Annotated in this window: 25 protein-coding genes, 1 tRNA gene and 1 pseudogene; 12 read left to right on the top strand and 15 right to left on the bottom strand. The window is 66.6% G+C overall.

Going from position 1 to position 24347, the window contains the following annotated elements; genetic code table 11:
* Window positions 1-46: 46 nt before the first annotated feature.
* Entirely contained in the window at window positions 47-1045 is a 999-nt protein-coding gene (locus H165_RS0105245; protein WP_017937857.1) for a DUF2804 domain-containing protein, read from the bottom strand.
* 254 nt (window positions 1046-1299) lie between these two features.
* Here H165_RS0105245 and H165_RS0105240 point away from each other — a divergent pair, with 254 nt between their 5' ends.
* The 5 genes from H165_RS0105240 to H165_RS0105220 all read left to right on the top strand — a co-directional run bounded on the left by H165_RS0105240 (window position 1300) and on the right by H165_RS0105220 (window position 6138).
* Window positions 1300-1809 carry a DUF2059 domain-containing protein gene (locus tag H165_RS0105240; protein ID WP_017937856.1) on the top strand — a complete coding sequence of 170 codons (510 nt, stop codon included), beginning with the start codon at window positions 1300-1302 and terminating at the stop codon, window positions 1807-1809.
* Between the two features lie 18 nt (window positions 1810-1827).
* Complete coding sequence (locus H165_RS0105235; RefSeq protein WP_017937855.1) at window positions 1828-2130, top strand: BolA family protein; 303 nt, start codon at window positions 1828-1830, stop codon at window positions 2128-2130.
* A 633-nt stretch (window positions 2131-2763) separates the two neighbouring features.
* Complete coding sequence (trhO, locus tag H165_RS0105230) at window positions 2764-3699, top strand: oxygen-dependent tRNA uridine(34) hydroxylase TrhO (protein ID WP_017937854.1); 936 nt, start codon at window positions 2764-2766, stop codon at window positions 3697-3699.
* A gap of 56 nt (window positions 3700-3755) precedes the next feature.
* The gene (locus tag H165_RS0105225) at window positions 3756-4367 is read left to right on the top strand and encodes a DsbA family protein (RefSeq protein ID WP_040640587.1); all 612 of its coding nucleotides are present in this window, start codon (window positions 3756-3758) and stop codon (window positions 4365-4367) included.
* Window positions 4360-6138 carry an ABC transporter ATP-binding protein gene (locus H165_RS0105220; protein WP_017937852.1) on the top strand — a complete coding sequence of 593 codons (1779 nt, stop codon included), beginning with the start codon at window positions 4360-4362 and terminating at the stop codon, window positions 6136-6138. Before H165_RS0105225 ends, H165_RS0105220 begins: the two co-directional genes overlap by 8 nt.
* A gap of 6 nt (window positions 6139-6144) precedes the next feature.
* Here H165_RS0105220 and rnt read toward each other — a convergent pair whose 3' ends face one another.
* Both rnt and pyrC read right to left on the bottom strand, forming a co-directional pair.
* Entirely contained in the window at window positions 6145-6816 is a 672-nt protein-coding gene (gene rnt, locus H165_RS0105215; RefSeq protein WP_017937851.1) for a ribonuclease T, read from the bottom strand.
* Window positions 6813-7859, bottom strand: coding sequence for a dihydroorotase (pyrC, locus tag H165_RS0105210; protein WP_017937850.1), 1047 nt, complete (start codon window positions 7857-7859; stop codon window positions 6813-6815). Before pyrC ends, rnt begins: the two co-directional genes overlap by 4 nt.
* 192 nt (window positions 7860-8051) lie before the next feature.
* Between pyrC and H165_RS0105205 the strand changes: the two genes are divergently transcribed.
* The 3 genes from H165_RS0105205 (at window position 8052) to gloA (ending at window position 10814) form a co-directional block, all read left to right on the top strand.
* Window positions 8052-8981: a flagellar protein MotY gene (locus tag H165_RS0105205; RefSeq protein ID WP_017937849.1), complete on the top strand. Its 930-nt coding sequence runs from the start codon at window positions 8052-8054 to the stop codon at window positions 8979-8981.
* A 124-nt stretch (window positions 8982-9105) separates the two neighbouring features.
* The gene (locus tag H165_RS0105200) at window positions 9106-10326 is read left to right on the top strand and encodes an argininosuccinate synthase (RefSeq protein ID WP_017937848.1); all 1221 of its coding nucleotides are present in this window, start codon (window positions 9106-9108) and stop codon (window positions 10324-10326) included.
* 95 nt (window positions 10327-10421) lie between these two features.
* Complete coding sequence (gene gloA / locus H165_RS0105195; RefSeq protein WP_017937847.1) at window positions 10422-10814, top strand: lactoylglutathione lyase; 393 nt, start codon at window positions 10422-10424, stop codon at window positions 10812-10814.
* 183 nt (window positions 10815-10997) lie between these two features.
* On the opposite strand, the gene H165_RS0105190 is transcribed toward gloA, so the two are convergent.
* Entirely contained in the window at window positions 10998-11324 is a 327-nt protein-coding gene (locus H165_RS0105190) for an Arc family DNA-binding protein (protein WP_026146379.1), read from the bottom strand.
* 285 nt (window positions 11325-11609) lie between these two features.
* Here H165_RS0105190 and phnN point away from each other — a divergent pair.
* Both phnN and H165_RS0105180 read left to right on the top strand, forming a co-directional pair.
* Window positions 11610-12123, top strand: a pseudogene (gene phnN / locus H165_RS18385) (phosphonate metabolism protein/1,5-bisphosphokinase (PRPP-forming) PhnN).
* Window positions 12124-12186: 63 nt separating this feature from the next.
* A tRNA-Arg gene (locus tag H165_RS0105180) sits at window positions 12187-12263 on the top strand.
* Window positions 12264-12484: 221 nt separating this feature from the next.
* Here H165_RS0105180 and H165_RS0105175 read toward each other — a convergent pair.
* The 9 genes from H165_RS0105175 to metG form a co-directional block, all read right to left on the bottom strand.
* The gene (locus tag H165_RS0105175) at window positions 12485-12667 is read right to left on the bottom strand and encodes a PA3496 family putative envelope integrity protein (RefSeq protein ID WP_017937844.1); all 183 of its coding nucleotides are present in this window, start codon (window positions 12665-12667) and stop codon (window positions 12485-12487) included.
* A 111-nt stretch (window positions 12668-12778) separates the two neighbouring features.
* Window positions 12779-13417 (bottom strand): endonuclease III, encoded by a 639-nt coding sequence (nth, locus tag H165_RS0105170; protein WP_017937843.1) that lies wholly within the window; start codon window positions 13415-13417, stop codon window positions 12779-12781.
* A gap of 50 nt (window positions 13418-13467) precedes the next feature.
* A complete protein-coding gene (locus tag H165_RS0105165; RefSeq protein WP_017937842.1) occupies window positions 13468-14175 on the bottom strand; it encodes an electron transport complex subunit E in 708 nt (235 codons plus the stop codon).
* Complete coding sequence (gene rsxG / locus H165_RS0105160) at window positions 14168-14818, bottom strand: electron transport complex subunit RsxG (RefSeq protein ID WP_017937841.1); 651 nt, start codon at window positions 14816-14818, stop codon at window positions 14168-14170. The genes H165_RS0105165 and rsxG overlap by 8 nt, the downstream gene beginning before the upstream one ends.
* Window positions 14815-15846 (bottom strand): RnfABCDGE type electron transport complex subunit D, encoded by a 1032-nt coding sequence (locus tag H165_RS0105155; RefSeq protein ID WP_017937840.1) that lies wholly within the window; start codon window positions 15844-15846, stop codon window positions 14815-14817. Before H165_RS0105155 ends, rsxG begins: the two co-directional genes overlap by 4 nt.
* An 83-nt stretch (window positions 15847-15929) precedes the next feature.
* Window positions 15930-18191: an electron transport complex subunit RsxC gene (gene rsxC, locus H165_RS0105150; RefSeq protein ID WP_017937839.1), complete on the bottom strand. Its 2262-nt coding sequence runs from the start codon at window positions 18189-18191 to the stop codon at window positions 15930-15932.
* The gene (gene rsxB / locus H165_RS0105145) at window positions 18188-18754 is read right to left on the bottom strand and encodes an electron transport complex subunit RsxB (RefSeq protein ID WP_017937838.1); all 567 of its coding nucleotides are present in this window, start codon (window positions 18752-18754) and stop codon (window positions 18188-18190) included. The genes rsxC and rsxB overlap by 4 nt, the downstream gene beginning before the upstream one ends.
* Window positions 18751-19335, bottom strand: coding sequence for an electron transport complex subunit RsxA (rsxA, locus tag H165_RS0105140; protein ID WP_017937837.1), 585 nt, complete (start codon window positions 19333-19335; stop codon window positions 18751-18753). Before rsxA ends, rsxB begins: the two co-directional genes overlap by 4 nt.
* Before the next feature lie 139 nt (window positions 19336-19474).
* Window positions 19475-21511, bottom strand: coding sequence for a methionine--tRNA ligase (gene metG / locus H165_RS0105135; protein WP_017937836.1), 2037 nt, complete (start codon window positions 21509-21511; stop codon window positions 19475-19477).
* Between the two features lie 174 nt (window positions 21512-21685).
* Here metG and apbC point away from each other — a divergent pair, with 174 nt between their 5' ends.
* Window positions 21686-22780, top strand: a complete 1095-nt coding sequence (gene apbC / locus H165_RS0105130) for an iron-sulfur cluster carrier protein ApbC (RefSeq protein ID WP_017937835.1) — start codon at window positions 21686-21688, stop codon at window positions 22778-22780.
* Between the two features lie 33 nt (window positions 22781-22813).
* Here apbC and H165_RS0105125 read toward each other — a convergent pair whose 3' ends face one another.
* A complete protein-coding gene (locus H165_RS0105125) occupies window positions 22814-23266 on the bottom strand; it encodes a bacteriohemerythrin (protein ID WP_017937834.1) in 453 nt (150 codons plus the stop codon).
* Window positions 23267-23462: 196 nt separating this feature from the next.
* Between H165_RS0105125 and dcd the strand changes: the two genes are divergently transcribed.
* Window positions 23463-24029, top strand: a complete 567-nt coding sequence (gene dcd, locus H165_RS0105120; protein WP_017937833.1) for a dCTP deaminase — start codon at window positions 23463-23465, stop codon at window positions 24027-24029.
* Window positions 24030-24066: 37 nt separating this feature from the next.
* On the opposite strand, the gene H165_RS18380 is transcribed toward dcd, so the two are convergent.
* A partial coding sequence (locus tag H165_RS18380; RefSeq protein ID WP_017937832.1) for a transposase occupies window positions 24067-24347 on the bottom strand: 281 nt, incomplete at its 5' end.

Genomic DNA, 24347 nt, shown 5'->3' with positions numbered 1-24347 from the left:
TAGGCTGCCTGACCCGGTCCGGGTTCCGCATGCCCGGGAGGGGGGATCACCAGAGCGCGTTGCTGCTGCCCAGCCAGCCGAGGGCGCTGCGCACCGGCACCCGCTCACCGGCGGGACTGCGCAGGAGTCCCTCGAAATGGCCGAACCACTGGCCGGTGGTGACGTGGAAGGGGCTGAAGGAGGGTTGGGTGTGGTGGTATTGGCGGGGGGTGAAGATCAGCTCGACGCGCTGGTCGTCGGTACTCAGCCGCCAGGGCGCCAGGGACTCGGAGCGCAGCGGATCGATGTGTACCGGGCAGTCCAGGGGCAGCAGGCTGCCGCCGAACCACAGAGCATTCTCGGAGAAGCCGGCGTCTTCCGCCCAGCCGGAGCCGAAGTTGCCGGCGATGCCTCCTGGTGCGGCGAAGGTGGCGCGCGTCCAGTGACTGCGCAGCGGCCAGACACCACGGCCGAAGTCCAGCGAGGCGAAACTCTGTCCGCCGTGGCACTGGTACTGGCGCTCGCCCAGCTGCAGACTGCCGCTGGCTGGCAGCCCCAACTGCCGCGAGGCGGCGTGGAAACCCTTGCGGCCGAAGGGGGCCACCAGGTTGGCCGACTCCAGGTGGGCCGGGCGCTGGATGTCCAAGGCCAGGGCCAGCGGCTGGCTGCCGAGGTCCGGAGCGATGGCGGTCAGGCGCAGGCGCCTGGGCTGGGCGTCGGCGCGCAGCTGCAGGTTAGGGTGGTCGAACGCGTGGCTTTCCTGGGGCGTGTCGGGCAGCGTGCAGCCCTGGCCGAAGGCGCGGAACTGGGAGCGGGAAAACACCTCGCCGCTGTCCATGTCCAGGAAGTGCACGGCGCCATAGCCGACGTAGTCCAGGTCGGCGATGGTCAGCGAGAGCATCCACTGGGGGCTGGTGACGCACCAGTGGTTCCAGCGTTTGCGGCGGCCGAGGTGACCGCGCAGGGCGCAGTGCACGCGCGGGCGCGTCGACCAGCCGACGGCTGCCGGCAGCAGGTTGCCGCGGGCGTCGCACAGCGGCTGGATGGGTGGGGGCAGACTGGTCATCGGACACATCCATGTGTTCGTGGGATTCGGGCGGCCCATGCAACTCGCCGCCCGCCCCATGGTCGATTCAGTGAGTGGGCAGGTCACGTCCCGCAAGCATGCCGACCCGATCGAAGGATGGGCAAGTGCTGGTCATTTGGCAATCCGTGTTTCATGGCGCCAAGCATCCGTCATCTGCGCGGCTTGAGTGCCGTCTGGGGCGGGCGCAGAATGGCCTCCCGCCGTTCATTTCCCCAACCGCAAGGATTTCTCCCATGACTCCCATTCGCGCCCTTTGCACTGCCGTTCTCCTCGTGGGAATGAGCGGCCAGGTTCTGGCTGACGCGGCCAGCCACGCCGCCAATGCCGAACGTTTCCTCAAGCTGGCCAATGCCGACCGGCTGACCGTGCCGGTCTACGCCCAGGTCCAGCAGATGTTCGCCCAGCGCTTCGCCCAGGCCCAGGCGCCGGAAAGCAAGCGGGCGGTGCTGGAGAGCTACCAGGCCAAGGCCAACGCGGCCCTCGACCGCGCAGTGGGCTGGGAGAAGATCAAGCCGGATCTGATCAAGCTGTACACTGTCAGCTTCACCGAGCAGGAGCTGCGGGACCTGGTGGCCTTCTACGAGTCGCCGTTGGGCAAGAAGGTGATCGCCAAGATGCCCGAGCTGACCGCCCGCTCCGCCCAACTGACCCAGGAAAAGCTGGAGAGCGCGGTGCCGGAGGTCAACAAGCTGCTCTCCGACATGAGCGCCGAGCTGGACCCGCAGGCGGCCAAGAAGAAGTAGTAGCGAGTGGAAGACTGCATGAGCATGCGTGACCGTATCCGGGCGGCGCTGGCCGCCCTCGAGCCCGAATACCTCGAAGTCCTCGACGAAAGCCATATGCACAGCCGCGGGCTGGAGACCCATTTCAAGGCGGTGGTGGTCAGCCCGGCGTTCGCCGGCCTGAACCTGGTCCGCCGCCACCAGAAGGTCTATGCCACCCTCGGCGAGCTGATGGGACAGTTCCATGCCCTGGCCCTGCACACCTACACTCCCGAGGAATGGGAGGAACAGGGCGCGGCGCCGGACTCGCCGACCTGCCGCGGCGGCAGCAAGCACGGCTAGCCCGTTTCCCTCGAGGAGTGAGGCGCGTCCCTCTCCCGGCTGCGGTTTTTCCGAGCGGTGAGGGCAGCCCGCCCGACGGGACAGACCGCTCCTGCCATCAACGATTGGCAGGAGCGGTCTCTGGGGGCGGGAGCTCTCAGCTCATCACCATTTCACTCTGATGCCGAAGGTCCCCTTGTAGGCGTAGCTGTCGCCGAAGTGGTCGAGGCTGGTGTTGGCGAGGGCTTCCGCGAACAGGGTGTACTTGCCGTCATTCCAGCTGTAGGAACCACCGAGACCTACGTCTGCTCGCCTTGGTAGCTGTGGTCGCCAAGCAGACTGAGGGTGTCGTTCGAAGCGCCGGCGACATCGATCGCCTTGGTGCATTTGTTCGTTGCTGGTGTAGTTGCCGGTAATGCTCAGGGGCCGGCGATCCAGTCATCGAGGGGCACGAAGCTCGAATCGTTTAGGGCTCCAGAGTTGAGTGGCTGCCGGTGCCGTTCCCGCCTACGCGGAAGATGTTGCCGCTATTGACTTCAGGTTGACGTCTTTGGCTAGTCCGCTGGCGGAGCTGGTCGAGTCAGTTCTGTTAAACTGCGTCCTTCGCAATGTGTCTCGCCCCGTCCCGGGCGAGCTTCGGAAGCCAGTCCCTCCATGACCCAGAACATAGTGGTGGCAGCGCTGTACAAGTTCGTCACCCTGACGGACCACGTCGCCCTGCGGGAACCCCTGCTGCAAACCATGCTCGCCAATGGCATCAAGGGCACCCTGCTGCTCGCCGAGGAGGGCATCAACGGCACCGTCTCCGGTACCCGCGAGGGCATCGACTCGCTGCTCGCCTGGCTGAAGAGCGACCCGCGCCTGGCCGACCTCGAGCACAAGGAGTCCTACTGCGACGCGCAGCCCTTCTACCGCACCAAGGTCAAGCTGAAAAAGGAGATCGTCACTCTGGGGGTGCCCGGCGTCGATCCCAACCGCCGCGTCGGCACCTACGTCGAGCCGAAGGACTGGAACGCGCTGATTGCCGATCCCGAGGTGCTGCTGATCGACACCCGCAACGACTATGAGGTGGCCATCGGCACCTTCGAGGGCGCCATCGATCCGGAGACCCGGTCGTTCCGTCAGTTTCCCGAGTTCGTCAGAGCCCGCTTCGACCCGGCCCGGCACAAGAAGGTGGCCATGTTCTGCACCGGCGGCATCCGTTGCGAGAAGGCTTCCAGTTTCATGCTCGAGGCCGGCTTCGAGCAGGTCTTCCACCTCAAGGGCGGCATCCTCAAGTACCTGGAGGAGGTGCCCGAAGAACAGAGTAAGTGGCACGGCGAGTGCTTCGTATTCGACAACCGTGTCACCGTGCGCCACGATCTTTCCAGGGGCGATTACGACCTGTGCCATGCCTGTCGCAATCCGATCTCGGCCGAGGATCGCCAGTCCGCGTCCTACGTGCCCGGCATCAGCTGCCCGCACTGCTGGGACTCCCTGCCGGAAAGGACACGAGAGAGCGCCCGCGAGCGGCAGAAGCAGATCGAACTGGCCAGGGCGCGCAATCTGCCCCTGCCCATCGGCCGTGATCCGCGCCAGCCGCTGGCCTGAGCCGCGGCCCCAGACCAGGAGTGAAGCCCGTGGCCCAAGCCCGCCTGCTGTACGTGATGGATCCAATGTGTTCCTGGTGCTGGGGCTTCGCGCCGGTGGTCGAGGCCCTCGCCGAGCAGGCGCGGGCCGCCGGGGTGGCGCTGCATCTGGTGGCCGGTGGCCTGCGTACCGGGGGCGGGGCGGCGCTGGATCCCGCCACTCGGCGCTACATCCTCGAGCACTGGCAGGAGGTGCAGCGCACCACCGGCCAGCCGTTCAGCTTCGAGGGGGCCATGCCGGGCGGCTTCGTCTACGACACCGAGCCGGCCTGCCGGGCCCTGGTCACCGCGCGCAGCTTGGCGGCGGAGTTGGCCTGGCCGCTGGTCAAGCGCATCCAGCACGCCTTCTACGCCGAGGGTCGTGATGTCGGCCAGCCGGGCGTACTGGCCGAACTGGCGGAGGCCGTCGGCCTGCCGCGGCGGACCTTCGTCGAGGTCTTCGACAGCCAGGAGATGCGTGCCTCCACCGCGGCCGACTTCATTTGGGTGCAGGACCTCGGCACCGCCGGCTTTCCCACCCTGCTGGCCGAGCGTAACGGCCAGCTGGCGCTGCTGACCAACGGCTACCAGCCGTTGGAGGAGCTGGCGCCGCTGCTGGCCCGCTGGCTGGAGCGCGGTGCCCATGCCTGACCGGCTGAGCTGGGCGGAAATCCACCGTCTGGCGCTGCGCCACCGCAAGGCCCTGGTGCTGGCCAACCTGATCGCGGTGCTGGCCACCCTGTGCAGCGTACCCATCCCTCTGCTGCTGCCGCTGCTGGTCGACGAGGTGCTGCTCGGCCAGGGCGACGCGGCCCTCAAGGTGATGGACCTGTTCCTGCCGACTGGCTGGCAGGGGCCGGTCGGCTACATCGGCCTGATGTTGCTGCTCACCCTGAGCCTGCGTGGCGCCGCGTTGGCTTTCAACGTGCTGCAGGCGCGGCTGTTCGCGCGGCTTTCCAAGGACGTGGTGTACCGTTTGCGGATCCGTCTGATCGAGCGCCTCAAACGTATCTCCCTGGGCGAGTACGAGAGTCTCGGTGGCGGCACGGTGACCACCCACCTGGTCACCGACCTGGACACCATCGACAGGTTCGTCGGCGAGACCCTCAGCAAATTCCTGGTCGCCGCGCTGACTCTGGCCGGCACCGCTGCCATCCTGCTGTGGATGCACTGGCAGCTGGCGCTGCTGATCTTGCTGTTCAACCCGCTGGTGATCTTCGCCACTGTTCAGCTGGGCAAGCGCGTCAAGCATCTGAAGAAGTTGGAGAACGACAGCACTGCGCGCTTCACCCAGGCGCTCACCGAGACCCTGGAGGCGATCCAGGAGGTGCGCGCCGGCAACCGCCAGGGCTACTTCCTCGGCCGCCTCGGCCTGCGCGCTCGCGAGGTGCGCGACTACGCGGTGGCCTCACAATGGAAAAGCGACGCCGCGGCGCGGGCCAGCGGCTTGCTGTTCCAGTTCGGCATCGACGTGTTCCGCGCTGCGGCCATGCTCACCGTGCTGTTCTCCGACCTGTCCATCGGCCAGATGCTGGCGGTGTTCAGCTACCTGTGGTTCATGATCGGCCCGGTGGAACAGTTGCTCGGTCTGCAGTACGCCTTCTACGCCGCCGGCGGCGCCCTGAAGCGCATCAACGAGCTCCTGGCGCGGGCCGACGAACAGCAGCACGAGGGGACCGTGGATCCGTTCCGCGGCCGCGAGACGGTGGGTATCGAGGTGCGCGGGCTGACCTTCGCCTACCGCGACGAGCCCGTGTTAAACGGTCTCGACCTGTCCATTGCGCCGGGCGAGAAGGTGGCCATCGTCGGCGCCAGCGGCGGCGGCAAGAGTACCCTGGTGCAACTGCTGCTCGGCCTCTACACGCCGCAGGCCGGGAGCATCCGCTTCGGCGGCAGCAGCCTGGAGGAGATCGGCCTGGAGCGGGTGCGCGACAACGTGGCGGTGGTCCTCCAGCATCCGGCGCTGTTCAACGACAGCGTGCGTGCCAACCTGACCCTCGGCCGCGAGCGCAGCGATGCGGACTGCTGGCGGGCCCTGGAGATCGCTCAGTTGGCGGATACCGTGCGTGCCCTGCCGCAGGGGCTGGACAGCGTGGTGGGGCGTTCCGGGGTGCGTCTGTCGGGTGGGCAGCGCCAGCGTCTGGCGATCGCCCGGATGATCCTCGCCGAGCCCAAGGTGGTGATCCTCGACGAGGCCACCTCGGCTCTCGACGCGGCTACCGAATATGCCCTGCACCAGGCTCTGAGGCGCTTCCTCAACGGCCGCACCACGCTGATCATCGCCCACCGCCTGAGCGCGGTGAAGCAGGCCGACCGGGTCCTGGTGTTCGATGGTGGGCACATCGCCGAGGACGGCGACCACCAGCAGTTGATCGCCGAAGGCGGCCTGTACGCCCAGTTGTACGGCCACCTGCAGCACTGACGGCGGTCAGTCGTAGTCGTCGATCCAGCCGCCCATTTCCTTCCAGCGGTTGACGATGCCGCAGAACAGTTCGGCGGTCTTCTCGGTGTCGTAACGCGCCGAGTGCGCCTCCTTGCCGTCGAAGTCGATGCCGGCCGCCTGGCAGGCCTTGGCCAGCACCGTCTGCCCGTAGGCAAGGCCCGCCAGGGTGGCGGTGTCGAAGCTGGAGAAGGGGTGGAAGGGGTTGCGCTTGATGCCGCAGCGAGCCACCGCGGCATTCAGGAAGCCGAGGTCGAAGCTGCTGTTGTGGCCGACCAGGATCGCGCGCTTGCAGCCGTTGGCTTTGATCGACTTGCGCACGCTGCGGAAGATCTCGTTCAGCGCATGCTCCTCGCTGACCGCCATGCGCAGCGGGTGGTCCAGCTTGATGCCGGTGAACTCCAGCGCCGCCTGCTCGATGTTGGCGCCCTCGAAGGGCTCGACCCGGAAGAAGGAGGTGTGCTCCGGGAAGAGGAAGCCGTTCTCGTCCATGCCGATGGTGGTCGCGGCGATCTCCAGCAGGGCGTCGGTGGCGCAGTTGAAGCCGCCGGTCTCGACGTCCACCACCACCGGCAGGTAGCCGCGGAAGCGCGCCGCCATGGGGTGGCGTGGGCCGGGCGGCAGGCTGCCGTCGAGTACCTCGTCGAAATCTTCGCTCACTGGGCGTCCTCCAGCAGCCGCCAGCGCAGCCGTTCGCCGGCGCGCAGGGGAATGACCTCGTGTTCGCCGAACGGCAGGCTGGCTGGGGCCTGCCATTCCTCGCGGACCAGGGTGATGGTTTCCCGGTTGCGCGGCAGGCCGTAGAAGTCCGGGCCGTGGTGGCTGGCGAAGGCCTCGAGGCGGTCCAGCGCGCCACGCTGCTCGAAGGCCTCGGCGTACAGCTCGATGGCCGCGTAGGCGGTGTAGCAGCCGGCGCAGCCGCAGGCGGCCTCCTTGGCGTGACGGGCGTGGGGGGCTGAGTCGGTGCCAAGGAAGAACTTCGGGCTGCCGCTGGTGGCGGCGTCCAGCAAGGCCTCCTGGTGGACGTTACGCTTGAGGATCGGCAGGCAGTAGAAGTGCGGGCGGATGCCGCCGACCAGCATGTGATTGCGGTTGTACAACAGGTGGTGGGCGGTGATGGTGGCGGCGACGTTGGCCGGCGCCTCGCGGACGAATTGCGCGGCATCGGCGGTGGTGATGTGCTCGAAGACCACCTTGAGGGTCGGGAAGCGCGTCACCAAGCGGCTCATGTGTTCGTCGATGAACGCCTTCTCGCGGTCGAACACGTCGATCTCGCTACGGGTCACCTCGCCATGCACCAAGAGCGGCAGGCCGACCTCGGCCATGGTCTCCAGTACCGGGAAGATGTTGTCGATGCTGGTCACTCCGGAGGCGGAGTTGGTGGTGGCCCCGGCGGGATAGAGCTTGGCGGCGTGGACGAAGCCGCTGTTCTTGGCGGCACGGATGTCCTCGGGGCTGGTGTTGTCGGTGAGGTAGAGCACCATCAGCGGCTCGAAGCGGCTGCCGGCCGGGCGGGCGGCGAGGATACGCTGGCGGTAGGCGTCGGCCTCCTCGGCGTTGCGCACCGGGGGCACCAGGTTGGGCATGACGATGGCGCGGCCGAAGGTGCGCGCAGCATCGGCGACGGTCTGCGTTAGGGTAGCGCCATCGCGGAGGTGGATGTGCCAGTCATCGGGGCGCAGCAGGGTCAGGCGATCGGACATGGGGGGCTTCCAGGCGGGCGAAACGTGGCGGAATGGTACCTGAAAAAGGCGCCGGTCGGCTTCAGGGCGCATCCGGGGACGGCCGTCAGCCCGTGGAACAGTGTGCCAGAAGATGTCGCGGCGGACGGTCTTCAAGTTTTCCCGGCGCCGACCGATACCTCGGAAGACGCCGTCCTTGCTTTGGAGTTTGCCGTGCGCCAGCGCTATCTCGCCCTGTTCAGCCTGTTGGCCTGCCTGCCGGCGCAGGCCATCACCTTCCAGACCCGTCTGGAGAAGGCGGAGTGGCAGGTGACGGGCGACCAGTTCGAGTGCCGGCTGGCGCAGCCCATCGCCAACTTCGGCAGCGGCGAGTTCGTGCGCCGCGCCGGCGAGCAGCCGACCTTCCGCCTGCGCGCCAGCGAGCGCTGGTTGGGCACCGGCTCGGCCACCCTGCTGGCCGCCGCGGCACCCTGGCAGCCCGGGCATGGCGACATCAACCTTGGCTCGGTGGCCGTGGTGGCCGGGGAGATTCCCTTCCACAGCTCCCAGGCGCAAGCGGTCCGGCTGCTCGGCGGCCTGCTGGAGGGACGCAGCCCGGTGGTTCGCCACCACACACCGCAGGGTGGCGAGCCGCTGGAGGTGCGCCTCTTGCCGGTGCACTTCGAGCAGGCCTACCAGGAATACCTGGCCTGCACCGCCAAGCTGCTGCCGGTGAACTTCGACCAGGTGAAGCAGGTGCAGATCGGCTTCCCCGGCGGCGGCACCGAACTGGACGAGCGTGCCCGCGCCAAGCTGGAGCTCATCCTCGACTACATGCGCGCCGATCCCAGCGTCAACCGCATCGAACTGGACGGGCATTCCGACAACAGCGGCAGTCGCCTGCTCAATCGCGAGCTGTCGCGCCGCCGCGCGCTGGCGGTGCAGGCCTACTTCGAGTCCAGGGGCTTCCCGGCGGAGCACATCCAGGTGCGCTTCCACGGCGAGCAGTACCCGCTGGTGAACAACAGCTCGGCGGCCAACCGGGCGAAGAACCGCCGGGTCACCGTGCAGCTGCTGCGCGTCCCGGAGAGCGAGGCGAACGAATCGGAGGCTGCCGGCAGACCGGAGGCCGCGGCGGACAAGACGGCCGCTCCGGCTTCCTGAGACCAGGTCGCGGTGCTGCAAGAAAGTGTCGCCTCGTCGTCACAAGCTGTCGCGCCCCTGTAAATAAGCTGTCCGCCCCGCTAGAATCAACGGTTTTCGTGATACCCCTCCTGGAGCTGATGGCATGTCGGACATTAAGAAGGTAGTTCTGGCCTATTCCGGTGGCCTGGACACCTCGGTCATTCTCAAGTGGCTGCAAGAAACCTATCAATGCGAGGTGGTGACCTTCACCGCTGACCTGGGCCAGGGCGAGGAGGTCGAGCCGGCCCGCGCCAAGGCGCAGGCCATGGGCGTCAAGGAAATCTACATCGACGACCTGCGCGAGGAGTTCGTTCGCGACTTCGTGTTCCCGATGTTCCGCGCCAACACTATCTACGAAGGCGAATACCTGCTGGGCACCTCCATCGCCCGTCCGCTGATCGCCAAGCGTCTGATCGAGATCGCCAACGAGACTGGCGCCGACGCCATCTCCCACGGCGCCACCGGCAAGGGCAACGACCAGGTGCGTTTCGAGCTGGGCGCCTATGCGCTGAAGCCCGGCGTCAAGGTGATCGCCCCCTGGCGCGAATGGGACCTGACCTCCCGCGAGACCCTGATGGCCTATGCCAAGAAGGCCAACATCCCGGTCGACTTCACCAAGGCCGGCAAGAAGTCCCCGTACTCCATGGACGCCAACCTGCTGCACATCTCCTACGAGGGCGGCGTGCTGGAGGACACCTGGACCGAGCACGAGGAAGACATGTGGCGCTGGACCGTCTCCCCGGAGAAGGCTCCCGACGTGCCCACCTACATCGAGCTGACCTACCGCCAGGGCGACATCGTCGCCATCGACGGCGTCGAGCTGACCCCGGCCCAGGTGCTGACCAAGCTCAACGAGATCGGCGGCGCCAACGGCATCGGTCGTCTGGACATCGTCGAGAACCGCTACGTCGGCATGAAGTCCCGCGGCTGCTACGAAACCCCCGGCGGCACCATCATGCTCAAGGCTCATCGCGCCATCGAGTCCATCACCCTGGACCGCGAAGTGGCCCACCTGAAGGACGAGCTGATGCCGCGCTACGCCAGCCTGATCTACAACGGCTACTGGTGGAGTCCGGAGCGCAAGATGTTGCAGACCATGATCGACGCCTCCCAGGAAAACGTGAACGGCGTGGTGCGCCTGAAGCTCTACAAGGGCAACGTCATCGTGGTCGGCCGCAAGTCCGACGACAGCCTGTTCGACAGCCGCATCTCCACCTTCGAGGACGATGCCGGCGCCTACAACCAGGCCGATGCCGCCGGCTTCATCAAGCTCAACGCCCTGCGCATGCGCATCGCCGCCAACAAGGGGCGCAAGCTGATCTGATAAGCTTGCCAGCCTGAGCCAGACGAACCCCGGCCGCGTGCCGGGGTTCGTGTTTTGAAGCCCGGAATAGGGCCTGAGAGAGGAGTACCAACCCCATGAGACTGCTGCACACCATGCTGCGTGTCGGAGACCTGGAAAAATCCATCGCCTTCTACACCGAAGTGCTCGGGATGACGCTGCTGCGTCGCAAGGACTACCCGGAAGGCCAGTTCACCCTGGCATTCGTCGGCTACGGCGACGAAGCGCACAACAGCGTGATCGAGCTGACCTACAACTGGGGCGTCGACAAATACGACCTGGGCAACGGTTACGGCCACATCGCTCTGGAAGTGGAGGACGTCTACAAGGCCTGCGAGGATATCCGTGCCCGTGGCGGCAAGATCACCCGCGAGCCCGGCCCGATGAAGCACGGCTCGAGCATCCTCGCCTTCGTCGAGGACCCGGACGGCTACAAGATCGAGCTGCTCTCCCCCGAGCGCAAGGACTGATGCCGGCGCGCCCGGAAGCTCCTTCCGGGCACCGCTGCCGCGACGAGGGACTAGGGAGGGCGTCGGCGGGCGGCGGGAGAAACGAAAAATCCGATGCCGGCATTGGCATCGGATTTTCGGCAAGGCCTCCCCGAGCCGCGTGGGGAAGCAGGGCCAGGCGGGCCTGGCGATGCGGAGCGCAGATCAGGCCTGTTCGGCGTTCATCTCCGCGTCATGGGCGATCAGAGCGAGCAGGGCGTTCTGCTGGCGGCGGGACAGCTGACGGAAGCGCTGCAGCAGTTCCCGTTCGTGCAGGGTTAGCTCGGGACGGTCATTGGCCAGGCTGAGATCGTCGTCCAGGGCGCCTTCCTGCAGCATGCTCTGTTCGAGGCGGGCGATGATCTCCGAGTTCATGCTGCGGTGATGGCTGCGCGCAATGTCGGCGATGCGCTCCCGCATGCCTTCAGGTAAGCGGACCACGAATTTGTCAGCCGTGCGGCTGGAGTAGGTTGCCTGTTTCATAGGGCGCATACATTACCAATGTGTTGAGAAATCGATGATGGCACCGAGCCGTCAGGGTTGCCATGTTCGACAAGCTTCCGTGCTGAACGGTTCCACCAATATCGCAATTTGTGTCGAGACCGTTCGGACTTTTGGCGCCAAACTCATGTCGCTGAATTGTGGGCAAGGAGGAGGCCTTTTGCCAGCATTAATTCTCCGAAATGAGTGGCGTTGGGCAAAAGTCAGGTCAAATCCGGCCAGAGGCGTATTGTGACCAATCTACCGCCAGCGATGCCTGGCCGCTAGATCTACCTCATGGGACCGTCTGGGGCCGGTAAGGATAGCCTGATTGGCGCTGCGCGGGAGATTTTATCTGCCCGCGGCTGCCGCATTGCCCGCCGGGTGATCACCCGCAGCAGCACGCGGGGCGAAGAGGGCGCTCAGTGCGTCAGCGCCACCCGCTTCGTGCAGCTGGAGCGCGCCGGGGCCTTCGCCATGAGCTGGCGGGCCCACGGCATGGCCTATGGCATTCCCACGCAGATCAACGACTGGCTGGCACGTGCTGGTCAACGGCTCGCACAGCTATTGGCCGGAGGCGCTGCGTCGCTATCCGCGGGCCCAGGGCGTGCTGCTCTCGGTCGACCGGGAGGAGCTGCGTCGGCGCTTGCTGGCACGGGGCCGCGAGACGCCGGCGGAGATCGAGGTGCGGCTGGCGCGCAACGATCTCTTCCCCGACGGCCTGGGCCATGTGGCGAGTCTGGACAACAGTGGCAGCCTCGCCCGGACGCTGGAGCATCTCTGCCAACTGATTGGCCCCCGGATGGCATGACAAATTCCTCCGCGCCCGTTAACATGCCGCCCCGTTGCCCAAGTATCCGGCGACGCCGAAAATGTCCCAGTAGCTCAATCGGATAGAGCATCCCCCTCCTAAGGGGAAGGTTGGAGGTTCGATTCCTCTCTGGGACGCCATCCTTCCCGGCCATCCCCCGGAATCCCCGTATCCGTTCCTCCTGTTCCTGCCGATCCGGCTTTGCCCGCCGGGGCCGTGTCTGTGCAGGTACAAAAAAGGTTCATCGCGCCTTTTCGGGGAAGGCACGATGAACCATAAAAAAATCCGATGCCCGGGAGGCATCGGATTTTTCGTTGGCTTCCGCGTTCGCGTGAAGCCGGATGGGGGACGCTACGCGGCCTTAGAGGTCGAAGTCGTATTCGGCCAACTGCTTGTTGAGACGGCGCTCTTCCAGCAAGTTGTCGATCAGGCGACGTTTGGTCAGATTGGTCTTGGCGACCTCCACGACCGGCGCTTCGGCGGCGTCCTCTGCGTCATCGGCGGTGAAGTCGTCTTCGAGATCGATATCGTCTTTACCACTCATGATTCGTACTCCAGACAGGCTACCAGGGCCATTTGCGCACCTTATATAGACAATTCCGGAGTGGGTAAAAAAGATTTTTTCAATCAGGAATTTAGAGAATCTTAAAGACAGTCAATCGTCGGAAGTCTTGTGCTTGTACTCGCAGAGGTCCTCGATCCGGCAGCTGCCGCAGCGCGGTTTGCGCGCCTGGCAAACGTAGCGACCGTGCAGGATCAGCCAGTGGTGGGCGTCCAGCAGATACTCCTTCGGCACGAACTTCAGCAGCTTCTTCTCCACTTCCAGGACGTTCTTCCCGGGAGCGATGCCGGTACGGTTGCTGACCCGGAAGATGTGGGTGTCCACCGCCATGGTCGGCTGGCGGAACGCGGTGTTGAGCACCACGTTGGCAGTCTTGCGGCCCACGCCGGGCAGTGCTTCCAGGTCCTCGCGGTTATCCGGCACCTGGCCGCCGTGCTTCTCGATGAGGATCCGGCAGGTCTCGATGATGTTCTTCGCCTTGCTGTTGTACAGGCCGATGGTCTTGATGTACTCGGACAGCCCTTCGACGCCCAGGGCGTAGATGGCCTCCGGCGTGTTGGCCACCGGGAAGAGCCTGGCGGTGGCCTTGTTGACGCCCACGTCGGTGGCTTGGGCGGAGAGGATGACCGCGATCAGCAGCTCGAAGGGCGTGGCATAGACCAGCTCGGTGGTCGGCTCGGGGTTGTCCTCTTTCAGGCGGCGGAAGATTTCCTGGCGTTTGGCGGCATTCATGCGGGAACTGTGGTCCTTGGGAAGCGAGTATCGGCTCGTCGGTGAGCGGCTTATTCGATCACCCCGGTGACCCGCACCCGGCGTTCGGCCACTGGCGTGGACACCGTCGGCTGGGCGCTGCGGGCGGCGAGCCGGGCGTCGATCTGGTTCTTCAGGGCGATCAGCAGGCCCAGGACCAGGAAGGCGCCCGGCGGCAGGATGGCCAGCAAGAGGCCATGGTCCTGGGGGAATAGCTCGAGCTGCCAGGCGGCTGCGGCGGGGCCGAACAGCAGCTGCATGTTGGCGAACAGCGTGCCGGTGCCGAGCAGTTCGCGCAGGGCGCCGAGGGCCACCAGCACCAGGGCGAAGCCGCTGCCCATCATCAGTCCGTCGAAGCTGGCGTGCAGCACGCCGTGCTTGGCGGCAAAGGCCTCGGCGCGGCCGAGGATCACGCAGTTGGTGGTGATCAGCGGGATGAAGATGCCGAGGATCTGGTATAGCTCGTAGGTCCAGGCGTGCATCAGCAGCTCGATGCAGGTGGTCAGTCCGGCGATCAGCATCACGAAGACCGGCAGGCGCACGCTGTCCGGCACGCTGCGGCGGATCAGCGACACCGCGGCGTTGGAGCAGGTCAGCACCAGTATGGTGGCCAGGCCCAGGCCTAAGGCGTTGACCACCGAGTTGCTGGTGCCGAGCAGCGGGCAGAGGCCGAGCAGTTGCACCAGGCCGGGGTTGTTCTTCCACAGCCCGTTGGTGGCGATCTCGCGGAAACTAGCCATCGGTGTCTTTCCTCGTTACCAGCAGCTCGTCGCGGTGCTTGTCGAAGTACTGCAGGGCGCGGTGCACCGCGTGGGTCACTGCGCGCGGGGTGATGGTGGCACCGGCGAACTGGTCGAACTGGCCGCCGTCCTTGCGCACCGTCCAACCGGCGTCGTCCGGGTCGCCTAGGGCGCGACCTTCGAAGCCTCGGATCCAGGGATCCCTGGCCAGTTCGATCTTGTCGCCGAGGCCCGGCGTCTCACTGTGCTTGACCACACGCACCCCGGCCAGACGGCCGTCGGCCTGTACGGCGACCAGCAGCTCGATGGCGCCGCTGTAGCCGTCCGGGGCGGTGGCCTGGAGGATTACCGCGCTGGGCTCGCCGTGCAGGGTGGCGACGTAGGCCGGCGCCGGCTTCGGCTTGCCGAGCAGTTCCGGATCGAAGGCCGGCACCGTGCTGTCGAGCAACTGGTTGTCGTAGCTGCCGGCCGGGAGTATCTCGCCGAGAGCGCGGGACTTGGCCTCGCGGCCGGCCTGCTCGATGCGCTCGGCGGTGGCCAGGTGGACAGCGGCGACCAGGCCCACGATGACCACGGCGAACAGCCCGAGGATCAGGCTGTTCTTCAGCATGGAACGGGTGATCTCGTTGCTCGGCACCTTCATTCCCCAATCCTGAAGCCGCGCTCGGCCTTGCGGTGGCCGTAGGTCCGCGGACGGGTGTAGTAGTCGATGGTCGGCGCGGCCAGGTTCATCAGCAGCACGGCGAAGGCCACGCCGTCCGGATAGCCGCCCCAGGTCCGGATGATGTAGACCAGGATGCCCACCCCGGCGCCGAAGATCAGCCGTCCGAGGCGGCTGGTGGCGCCGCTGACCGGGTCGGTGACGATGAAGAAGGCACCGAGCATGGTGGCGCCGCTGAACAGGTGGAACAGCGGCGAGCCATTGGAATCCGAGCCGCTGCCGCCCCAGAACAGCAGGCTCATCAGACCCAGGGCAGCGAGCATGCCGAGGGGCGCGTGCCAGGTGAACAGGCGCCGCTGGAGCAGGTAGCAGCCGCCAGCGAGGAAGGCCAGGTTGACCCACTCCTGGCCGTTGCCGCCGAAGCGGCCGAAGGCCGGGCTGCTGGCGCGCAGCTCGTCGAAGGTCAGGCTGTGGTTGTGCTGTAGCACGTCCAGGGCGGTGGCGTGGCTCCAGCCGTCGGGTAGCATGGCGATACCGAGGATGCGCTGCAGGGCTTCCCAGGGGCCGACGAACTCCGGCAGCGGCCAGCTAGTCATGGCTCCGGGGAAGGAAATCAGTACCACCACATAGCCGATCATCGCCGGGTTGAAGGGGTTCTGCCCGAGGCCGCCGTAGAGGTGCTTGCCGAACAGCATGGCGAAGCCGGTGGCGATCAGGGTCAGCCACCAAGGGGCGTAGGGTGGCAGGGCCAGAGCCAGTAGCACGGCGCTGACCAGGGCGCTGCCATCGCTCAGGAAGAAGCGCAGCGGGCGTTTGCGGGCGGCCAGCACCGCGGCCTCGCAGCTCAGGGCCACGATACTGGCCCAGAGCAGGTTGAGCAGGGGGCCGCAGCCGTACAGCCAGGTCAGGGTCAGCACCCCGGGCAGGGTGGCGAGCAGCACCTGCAGCATGACGCGCTGGGTGCGGTTGCTCCCGGTCGTGTGTGGCGAGGTGATGCGGGGCAGGGCCATGGGTTCTCCGGTATTCGTCCTTCCGGGCCCGGCGGCGGCCGGGCCATGCTTGCCGTGTGCGGCTGGGGTTCAGGGGCGTTCGGTCATTCGCGCTGGTGCTCTTCCAGACGGCGCTGCGCCTCGGTCAGCCGCGCGCGGGCGGCGTCCAGGGCCGCTGCGTCGGCCTGAGGGTCGCGCTCCAGCTTGCGCAGTTCGGCGCGGGCGAAGGCCAGCTCGGTCTTCAGGGCACGGGTGGGGGCGTCCACCGGACGCTTGTCGACCCGCACCAGCTGCGGCGCCGGCTTGTCAGAGGCGTCCTCGGCGGCATGCAGGGCCTGTTCGGCGGCGGCCAGGGCGGCGCGCAGGCGCTCCAGCTCCTCGGCCGGGGCGCCGGCCTGCTCGGCCTTCTTGAGTTCGGCGCGGCGGCTGGCCAGCTCGATCTTGGCGCGCTTCAGGGCGTTCAGCCCCTCGCTGGGCGGCGGCGCGCTCTCCAGCAGCGGCTGCAGGCTGGCCAGTTCGTCGTGCATGGCCTGCAGCTCGGTCTGTTGCTCGGCGCTGGGCGTCGTGCCGGCGGCCTCTTCCAGCTTCTTCAGCTGCGCGCGCAGCAGGGCGGCGCGGATCTTGGCCTTCTTGCGTTCTTCCTCGCCGGCCTGGGCAGGAGCCGGAGCGGGCGGTGCCTCGGTGCTCTGGGCGGCCTCGAAGGCGCGCTGGGCTTCCTCGGCGGCGGCGCGCAGCTCCGCCACCTGTGCCTCCAGCTCCGGCGTGGCGTGCAGGGCCAGCTGCTTCTCGGCCTTCTTCAGGGCCACCTGGGCCAGGCTGGCGGCGATCTTCAGGCGCTTCTGCTCTTCGCTGAGGCTGGGTTTCTGCGCCTGGACCCGGGCCAACGGCTCGGCCGCAGGGCTGGCGGAGGCCTGGGCGCGGGCCCGTTCGGCTCGCTCCAGGCGCGCCTTGCGTTCGGCCTCGCGGCGCTGCTCTTCGCGACGCAGGCGCTCCTGGCGTTGTTCGAAGCGTAGCCGGGCGTGTTCGGCCTTCAGCTGCTTCTGCTCCAGCTCGCGGATCTCCGCCTTGGCGGCGCGGTAGTACTGGACCAGCGGGATGTGCGACGGACAGACGTAGGCGCAGGCGCCGCACTCGATGCAGTCGAACAGATGGTGGGCGCGCAACTGCTCGTGCTCCTGGCCGAGGGCGAAGAAGTGCAACTGCTGCGGCAGCAGGCCGACCGGGCAGACCTCGGCACACTCGCCGCAGCGGATGCACGGCAGGGCCGGCGGCGGTGGCGGCAATTCCTCGGCGGTGGCGGCCAGCAGGCAGTTGCCGGTCTTGATCAGCGGCACTTCCAGGGAGGGTAGGGTGAAGCCCATCATCGGCCCGCCGAGGATCAGCCGGTGCAGGCGCTCGGGGTGCAGGCCGGCGAACGCCAGCAGCTCGCCTACCGGGGTGCCGATCCGTGCCTCGACGTTCATTGGTCGTTCCAGGGCCGCGCCGGTGAGGGTGACGATGCGCGTGATCAGCGGCTCGCCGTGGACGATGGCGCGGTACACCGCCACCACGGTGCCGACGTTCTGGCAGAGGATGCCGATGTCCGCCGGCAGTCCGCCGCTGGGCACCTCGCAGCCGGTGAGGATCTGGATCAGTTGCTTTTCGCCGCCAGAGGGGTACTTGGTGGGGATCGCGCAGAGCTGCCAGGGACGCTCGCCGAGGGCCGCGCGCACCGCGGCGATGGCCTCCGGCTTGTCGTCCTCGATGCCGATCAACACCCGCTCGGGCTCGAGCAGGTGGGTGAGGATCTCGATGCCGCCGACCAACTGGTCGGCGCGCTCGCGCATCAGCATGTCGTCGGCGCTGATGTAAGGCTCGCACTCGGCGCCGTTGATCACCAGGGTGTGGATCTTGTCCGCCGGCCGGGCGCTGAGCTTGACCTCGCAGGGAAAACCGGCGCCGCCCAGCCCGGCGATTCCCGCGGCGCGGATGCGCGCCAGCAGCTCGGCGGGTGGCAGGGCACGGAAGTCGGCGCAGGGTTCCAGCGGGCACCATTCGTCTCGGCCGTCGCTGTCGATCACGATGGCCGGTGCCGGCAGGCCGGAGACGTGCGGGTAGGGCGCCGGGCCGACCAGGCTGACTGTCCCCGAGGTGGGCGCGTGCACCGGGGCGCTGATGAAACTGGTGGCGGCGCCGATCCTCTGCCCCTTGAGGACTCGCTCGCCGACCTGCACCAGGGGATCGGCCGGCGCGCCGACGTGCTGTTCGAGGGGCACGATCAGCCGCCCGGGCAGCGGCGGATACTGGATCGGCAGGACGGTGGACTGGCGCTTGTTGGCCGGCGGATGGATGCCGCCGGGGATGTCCCAGAGCTTGAAGGTGGTCATGCGGCCTGCTCCCGGTCACTGGCGATCAGCCGCTCGGGTTGCTGCCATTTCCAGGTGCGCGGCGCTACGGGGAGCGGGCGCATCTCGATGCAGTCAACCGGGCAGGGCTCGACGCACAGGTCGCAGCCGGTGCATTCGCTGGCGATCACCGTGTGCATCAGCCGCGCGGCGCCGACGATGGCGTCCACCGGGCAGGCCTGGATGCACTTGGTGCAGCCGATGCATTCGGCCTCGCGAATGTAGGCGACCATCGGCGGCTTCTCGCCGCCCTCGGCGTCCAGCGGCTCCGGCTCCAGGTCGAGCAGGTCGGCCAGGGCCTGGATGGTCGCCTCGCCGCCGGGCGGGCACTTGTTGATCTTGTCGCCGGCGGCGATGGCCTCGGCGTAGGGCCTGCAGCCGGGATAGCCGCACTGCCCGCACTGGGTCTGCGGCAGCAGGGCGTTGATCTGTTCCGCGATGGGGTTGCCCTCGACCCGGAAGCGGATCGCCGCGTAGCCGAGCAGGGCGCCGCACGGCAGGCACAGGGCGAGCAGGGCGAGAACCGCGCAGAGCAGCAGGCTCATGGCTTGGCCAGCCCCGCGAAGCCCATGAACGCCAGGGACATCAGGCCGGCGGTGATCATCCCGATGGCTGCGCCCTGGAAGGGCTTGGGCACGTCGGCGATGGCGATGCGCTCGCGCAGCGCGGCGAACAGCACCAGCACCAGGGAGAAGCCGAGGCCGGCGGCGAAGCCCTGCAGGCTGGCGCCGAGGAAGCCCAGCTCGGCGTCGTTGGCGTTGAGCAGGGCGACGCCGAGGACGATGCAGTTGGTGGTGATCAGCGGCAGGAAGATGCCCAGTACCCGGTAGAGCAGAGGGCTGCTCTTGTGCACCACCATCTCGGTGAACTGCACCACCACGGCGATCACCAGGATGAAGGCGATGGTGCGCAGGAACTCCAGGCCCAGCGGGGCGAGCACGTAGTGCTGCACCAGGTAGCTGCAGATCGCCGCCAGGGTGAGCACGAAGGTGGTGGCCAGGGACAGGCCGATGGCGGTCTCGATCTTCCGCGACACACCCATGAACGGGCACAGGCCGAGGAACTGTACCAGGACGAAGTTGTTGACCAGGATCGAGCTGACCAGGATCAGGGCAAGTTCGGTCATGCTAGGCAGATTCCCCTCTGGAGAGCTGCACGAAGCGGCATGGGCGGATACCGGTGATCTGTGTTCGATAGCCGCGAGTGGGGCGGCGCGTCAATGCGTCCGGCAGCCGCAGGGCTGCCGGAGTCGCGGTCTGAACAGCTTAGGTCACGCGCTGGCCGGGCTTGGCGCCTTCGTCCGGGCTGAGCAGGTAGATCTCGCTGCCACCGGGGCCGGCGGCCAGCACCATGCCTTCGGAGATGCCGAACTTCATCTTGCGCGGCGCCAGGTTGGCCACGTAGAGGGTCAGGCGGCCCTCCAGCTGGCTGGGGTCCGGGTAGGCGCTCTTGATGCCGCTGAACACATTGCGCTTGGCGTCGCCGATGTCCAGGGTCAGGCGCAGCAGCTTGTCGGCACCCTCGACGAACTCGGCCTTCTCGATCCGCGCGATGCGTAGGTCCACCGCGGAGAAGGTGGCGAAGTCGATTTCCGGGGCCAGCGGGTCCTTGAGCAGTTCGCCATTGCCCTGCGGCGTGGCCGCTTCGCTGGCCAGGTCCTCCTTGGAAGCCTCGATCATGGCGTCGATCTTCGCCGGGTCGATGCGGGTCAGCAGCGGGGTGAAGGGATTCAGCTGGTGGTCGGCCAGCGGCGTGGCCAGGTCGGCCCAGGTCAGCGGGGCGACGTTGAGGAAGGACTCGGCGTCGCGGGCCAGGTTGGGCAGCACCGGCTTGAGGAGGATCACCAGCTGGCGGAACAGGTTGATGCCCAGGGCACAGATGGCCTGCACCTCGGCCTGCTTGCCATCCTGCTTGTTCAGCGCCCAGGGCGCCTTGTCGGCGATCCAGGCGTTGGCGCGGTCGGCCAGGGCCATGATCTCGCGCATGGCGCGAGAGAAGTCGCGGGCCTCGTAGGCTTCGGCGATGCTCGGCGCGGCGGCCTGGAAGGCCTGCCACAGTTCCGGCTCGGGGTCGGCGGCGACCAGTACGCCGTTGTTGCCCTTGTGGATGAAGCCGGCGCAGCGGCTGGCGATATTCACCACCTTGCCGACCAGGTCGGAGTTGACCTTCTGCACGAAGTCCTCGAGATTCAGGTCCAGGTCGTCGACGCCGCGGCCCAGCTTGGAGGCGTAGTAGTAGCGCAGGTATTCCGGGTTCAGGTGATCGAGATAGGTCCTGGCCTTGATAAAGGTGCCGCGGGACTTGGACATCTTCTGGCCGTTGACGGTCAGGTAACCGTGCACGTTGAGCGCGGTCGGCTTGCGGTAGCCGGCACCTTCCAGCATGGCCGGCCAGAACAGGGCGTGGAAGTTGACGATGTCTTTGCCAATGAAGTGGTAGAGCTCGGCCGTGGAGTCCTTGCCCCAGAAGGCGTCGAAGTCCAGCTCGGGACGCTTGCTGCAGAGGTTCTTGAAGCTGGCCATGTAGCCGATGGGCGCGTCCAGCCAGACGTAGAAGTACTTGCCCGGTTCGCCCGGGATCTCGAAGCCGAAGTAGGGCGCGTCACGGCTGATGTCCCACTCCTGCAGACCGCTGTCCAGCCATTCGGCGATCTTGTTGGCCACCGCCTCCTGCAGGCTGCCGCTGCGGGTCCATTGCTTGAGCATGACCTCGAAGTCCGGGAGCTTGAAGAAGAAGTGCTGGGATTCCTTGAGCACCGGGGTGGCACCGGAGATCGCCGACTTCGGGTTCTTCAGCTCGGTGGGGCTGTAGGTGGCGCCGCACTTCTCGCAGTTGTCGCCGTACTGGTCCTCGGCCGAGCATTTCGGACAGGTGCCCTTGATGAAGCGGTCGGCGAGGAACATGCCTTTCTCGGGGTCGAAGTACTGGGTCACCGCGCGGGTAGCGATGTGTCCCTTGTCGCGCAGGGCCAGGTAGATGGCGCTGGACAGCTCACGGTTCTCTTCCGAGTGGGTCGAATGGTAGTTGTCGAAGTCCACCAGGAAGTCGGCGAAGTCGGCCATGTGCTCGGCCCGCACGTTGTCGATCAGCTGTTCCGGGGTGATGCCTTCCTTTTCGGCGCGCAGCATGATCGCCGAGCCGTGGGCATCGTCGGCGCACACGTAGATGGCCTGGTTGCCGCGCAGCTTCTGGAAGCGCACCCACATATCGGTCTGGATGTACTCGAGCATGTGGCCGAGATGGATCGAACCGTTGGCGTAGGGTAGGGCGCTGGTGACGAGAATCTTGCGGGCTTCGGACATGATGGCTATGCAGTCGGAATTGCGGTGGGAAAGTGAGCAACTATAAGGGAAGCGGCGACCCCGCGGCTACCGGCGCGACGCGACCCGGCAGCGGTGGCGTGTCGCAGGGCCCGGGAAGGGGCCGGTGCTGCTATCATGCCCGCCTGTTTTGCTCGGTTTTCTGGAGTCCTCCCCATGAGCACCATCACCCGCGAAGCGGTGGAAGCCTGTCTGCGTCAGTTCACTGATCCTCATCTTGACCGGGACCCGGTGTCCGCCGGTTGCCTGCGCGAAGTCGACATCCAGGGCGGCAGGGTCCGTGTACGCCTGGAGCTGGGCTACGCCGCCGGGCTGTTCAAGAGCGGCTGGGCACAGATGCTGCAGATGGCCCTGGAGAACCTGGATGGGGTCGACGCGGCCAGCGTCGAAGTGGACTGCGTGATCGGCAGCCACAAGGCCCAGGCTCAGGTGCCGGCTCTGGCCAGCGTGAAGAACGTGATCGCCGTGGCTTCCGGCAAGGGCGGTGTGGGTAAGTCGACCACCGCGGCCAACCTGGCTCTGGCCCTGGCCCGCGAGGGCGCGCGGGTCGGCATCCTCGACGCGGACATCTACGGCCCTAGCCAGGGCATCATGTTCGGCCTGCCGGAAGGCACCCGGCCCCAGGTGCGCGAGCAGAAATGGTTCGTGCCGGTCGAGGCCCATGGCGTGCAGGTGATGTCCATGGCCTTCCTCACCGACGACAACACCCCGGTGGTGTGGCGTGGGCCCATGGTTTCCGGCGCCCTGCTGCAACTGATCACCCAGACCGCCTGGAACGACCTGGATTACCTGGTGGTGGACATGCCCCCGGGTACCGGCGACATCCAGCTGACCCTGGCGCAGAAGGTCCCGGTGGCCGGCGCGGTGATCGTCACCACGCCCCAGGACCTGGCCCTGCTGGACGCCAAGAAGGGGGTGGAGATGTTCCGCAAGGTGAACATCCCAGTGCTCGGCGTGGTGGAGAACATGGCGGTGCACGTCTGCTCCAACTGCGGCCATGTCGAGCACCTGTTCGGCGAGGGCGGCGGCGAGAAACTGGCGGCGCAGTACGGCGTCGACCTGCTGGCCTCGCTGCCGCTATCCATGGCCATCCGCATGCAGGCCGATGGTGGCAAGCCGACGGTGATCGCCGATCCGCAAAGCCAGATCGCCATGATTTACCAACAGATGGCTCGTACCGTGGGCGCGCGCATCGCTCTGAGCGAGCAGGCGGCCCCGGCGATGCCCAACATCATGGTCAGCGACGACTGAGCCGCCGCGCGTCCGGGGCGGGCCCGGACGCGCTCAGCCGAACAGCTTGCCTAACAGGCGCGAAGCGAAGCCGCGGTCCAGGTTCTTCTTCACCTGGGCGACGTAGTGCTTGTCTTCGTGCTTGATGTGGTTTATCAGCCAGAGGCCTACGTCGGTGCGCATGTCGCGGGCCACCTTGAGCGGGTCGGCGCCGCCGCTGAGCTTCGCCCAGTAGTCGTCGACCCGCCGGCGGAAGGCGTCGTGGACCCGGCGGTGGGCTTCGAACATCGGGTAGCCGGCCTGTTCCATCAGGGATTCCTCGAATACCAGGTGCGAGAGCACGTAGTCGATCAGGCCGCGGCACAGGGGCTCCACCTGGCTGCCGTCGCCCCGCTCGATGCAATGCTGAATGTCCGTGAAGTAGTCGAAGAGCCGCTTGTGCTGATCGTCGATGAGGTCGATGCCGGTCTCGAAGTCGCTCGACCATTCGATCTTGGGGGTCGTCATCCTCCCTCCTTGCTTATTGTTGTTCTGGTGGTGTCCATGTCATGCGCCATGCCGGAGCATGGCCGTGCGAGGCTAGGCAAAGACCCGGGCGCGGATGTTGATCTGGATCAGCAGACCGGCGCCGCTTGGAAGGAGCGCCGCAGGCCCGGTAAGATGCGTTCCCGTTTTCTCTAGAACCCAGTCAGGACAGGCCCGTATGACCATCAAATCGGACAAGTGGATTCGCCGCATGGCTCTGGAGCACGGCATGATCGAGCCTTTCGTCGAGCGCCAGGTGCGTGGCGCAGACCACGACCGGGTGATCTCCTACGGGGTGTCCAGCTACGGCTACGATGTGCGCTGCGCCGACGAGTTCAAGGTGTTCACCAACATCCACTCGGCCACCGTCGACCCGAAGAACTTCGACGAGAAGAGCTTCGTCGACATCAAGGGCCCGGTGTGCATCATCCCGCCGAACTCCTTCGCCCTGGCCCGTACCATCGAGTACTTCCGCATCCCCCGCGACGTGCTGACCATCTGTCTGGGCAAGAGCACCTACGCGCGCTGCGGGATAATCGTCAACGTCACTCCGTTGGAGCCGGAGTGGGAGGGCCACGTGACCCTGGAGTTCTCCAACACCACCAATCTGCCGGCGAAGATCTACGCCAACGAGGGCGTGGCGCAGATGCTGTTCCTGCAGTCCGACGAGGCCTGCGAGGTGTCCTACAAGGACCGCGGCGGCAAGTACCAGGGGCAGACAGGGGTGACGCTGCCCAAGGCGTGAGACGAGGAAACCGGGCCGCGGCCCGGTTTTTTCTGGTTCATCGCGCCTTTCCGGGGAAGGCGGCCTTGATCTTCAGGAAGAAATAGGCTGAATCCCGGAACCCGTAGGCCATACGCTTGATGACCTTAATGCGGTTGTTGACGCCCTCGAGAATGCTGGTGTTCAAGGGAAAGATGGCTGAGGCGAGGATGCCACGCAGGTACTTTCGCAGTCGCTTTGCAAAGGCGATCGCCGGCGCGATGCCGCTTTCGATCGCCAGGCGGTACCAGTCTTTCCATCTTCGGGCGCCGTCTCTGACCGATGGCGCAAACCAGATTT

Origin of the sequence: Pseudomonas thermotolerans DSM 14292, assembly GCF_000364625.1 — a bacterium.
In the GTDB taxonomy this organism is placed as follows: Bacteria; Pseudomonadota; Gammaproteobacteria; order Pseudomonadales; family Pseudomonadaceae; genus Aquipseudomonas; species Aquipseudomonas thermotolerans.
Note: the sequence above shows the minus strand (reverse complement) of the source record. Positions and strands in the feature narration are given on the sequence as shown.

Coding starts and splice junctions, on each gene's coding strand:
- trhO (WP_017937854.1), top strand. CDS start 2,764: ATGACCCAGAACATAGTGGTGGCAGCGCTGTACAAGTTCGTCACCCTG.
- H165_RS0105220 (WP_017937852.1), top strand. CDS start 4,360: ATGCCTGACCGGCTGAGCTGGGCGGAAATCCACCGTCTGGCGCTGCGC.
- apbC (WP_017937835.1), top strand. CDS start 21,686: ATGAGCACCATCACCCGCGAAGCGGTGGAAGCCTGTCTGCGTCAGTTC.
- H165_RS0105240 (WP_017937856.1), top strand. CDS start 1,300: ATGACTCCCATTCGCGCCCTTTGCACTGCCGTTCTCCTCGTGGGAATG.
- rsxB (WP_017937838.1), bottom strand. CDS start 18,754: ATGAGCCTGCTGCTCTGCGCGGTTCTCGCCCTGCTCGCCCTGTGCCTG.
- H165_RS0105235 (WP_017937855.1), top strand. CDS start 1,828: ATGAGCATGCGTGACCGTATCCGGGCGGCGCTGGCCGCCCTCGAGCCC.
- dcd (WP_017937833.1), top strand. CDS start 23,463: ATGACCATCAAATCGGACAAGTGGATTCGCCGCATGGCTCTGGAGCAC.
- H165_RS0105225 (WP_040640587.1), top strand. CDS start 3,756: ATGGATCCAATGTGTTCCTGGTGCTGGGGCTTCGCGCCGGTGGTCGAG.
- pyrC (WP_017937850.1), bottom strand. CDS start 7,859: ATGTCCGATCGCCTGACCCTGCTGCGCCCCGATGACTGGCACATCCAC.
- H165_RS0105125 (WP_017937834.1), bottom strand. CDS start 23,266: ATGACGACCCCCAAGATCGAATGGTCGAGCGACTTCGAGACCGGCATC.
- metG (WP_017937836.1), bottom strand. CDS start 21,511: ATGTCCGAAGCCCGCAAGATTCTCGTCACCAGCGCCCTACCCTACGCC.
- H165_RS0105165 (WP_017937842.1), bottom strand. CDS start 14,175: ATGGCTAGTTTCCGCGAGATCGCCACCAACGGGCTGTGGAAGAACAAC.
- gloA (WP_017937847.1), top strand. CDS start 10,422: ATGAGACTGCTGCACACCATGCTGCGTGTCGGAGACCTGGAAAAATCC.
- H165_RS0105155 (WP_017937840.1), bottom strand. CDS start 15,846: ATGGCCCTGCCCCGCATCACCTCGCCACACACGACCGGGAGCAACCGC.
- rsxG (WP_017937841.1), bottom strand. CDS start 14,818: ATGAAGGTGCCGAGCAACGAGATCACCCGTTCCATGCTGAAGAACAGC.
- rsxA (WP_017937837.1), bottom strand. CDS start 19,335: ATGACCGAACTTGCCCTGATCCTGGTCAGCTCGATCCTGGTCAACAAC.
- H165_RS0105245 (WP_017937857.1), bottom strand. CDS start 1,045: ATGACCAGTCTGCCCCCACCCATCCAGCCGCTGTGCGACGCCCGCGGC.
- nth (WP_017937843.1), bottom strand. CDS start 13,417: ATGAATGCCGCCAAACGCCAGGAAATCTTCCGCCGCCTGAAAGAGGAC.
- H165_RS0105200 (WP_017937848.1), top strand. CDS start 9,106: ATGTCGGACATTAAGAAGGTAGTTCTGGCCTATTCCGGTGGCCTGGAC.
- rsxC (WP_017937839.1), bottom strand. CDS start 18,191: ATGACCACCTTCAAGCTCTGGGACATCCCCGGCGGCATCCATCCGCCG.
- H165_RS0105175 (WP_017937844.1), bottom strand. CDS start 12,667: ATGAGTGGTAAAGACGATATCGATCTCGAAGACGACTTCACCGCCGAT.
- H165_RS0105190 (WP_026146379.1), bottom strand. CDS start 11,324: ATGCGCCCTATGAAACAGGCAACCTACTCCAGCCGCACGGCTGACAAA.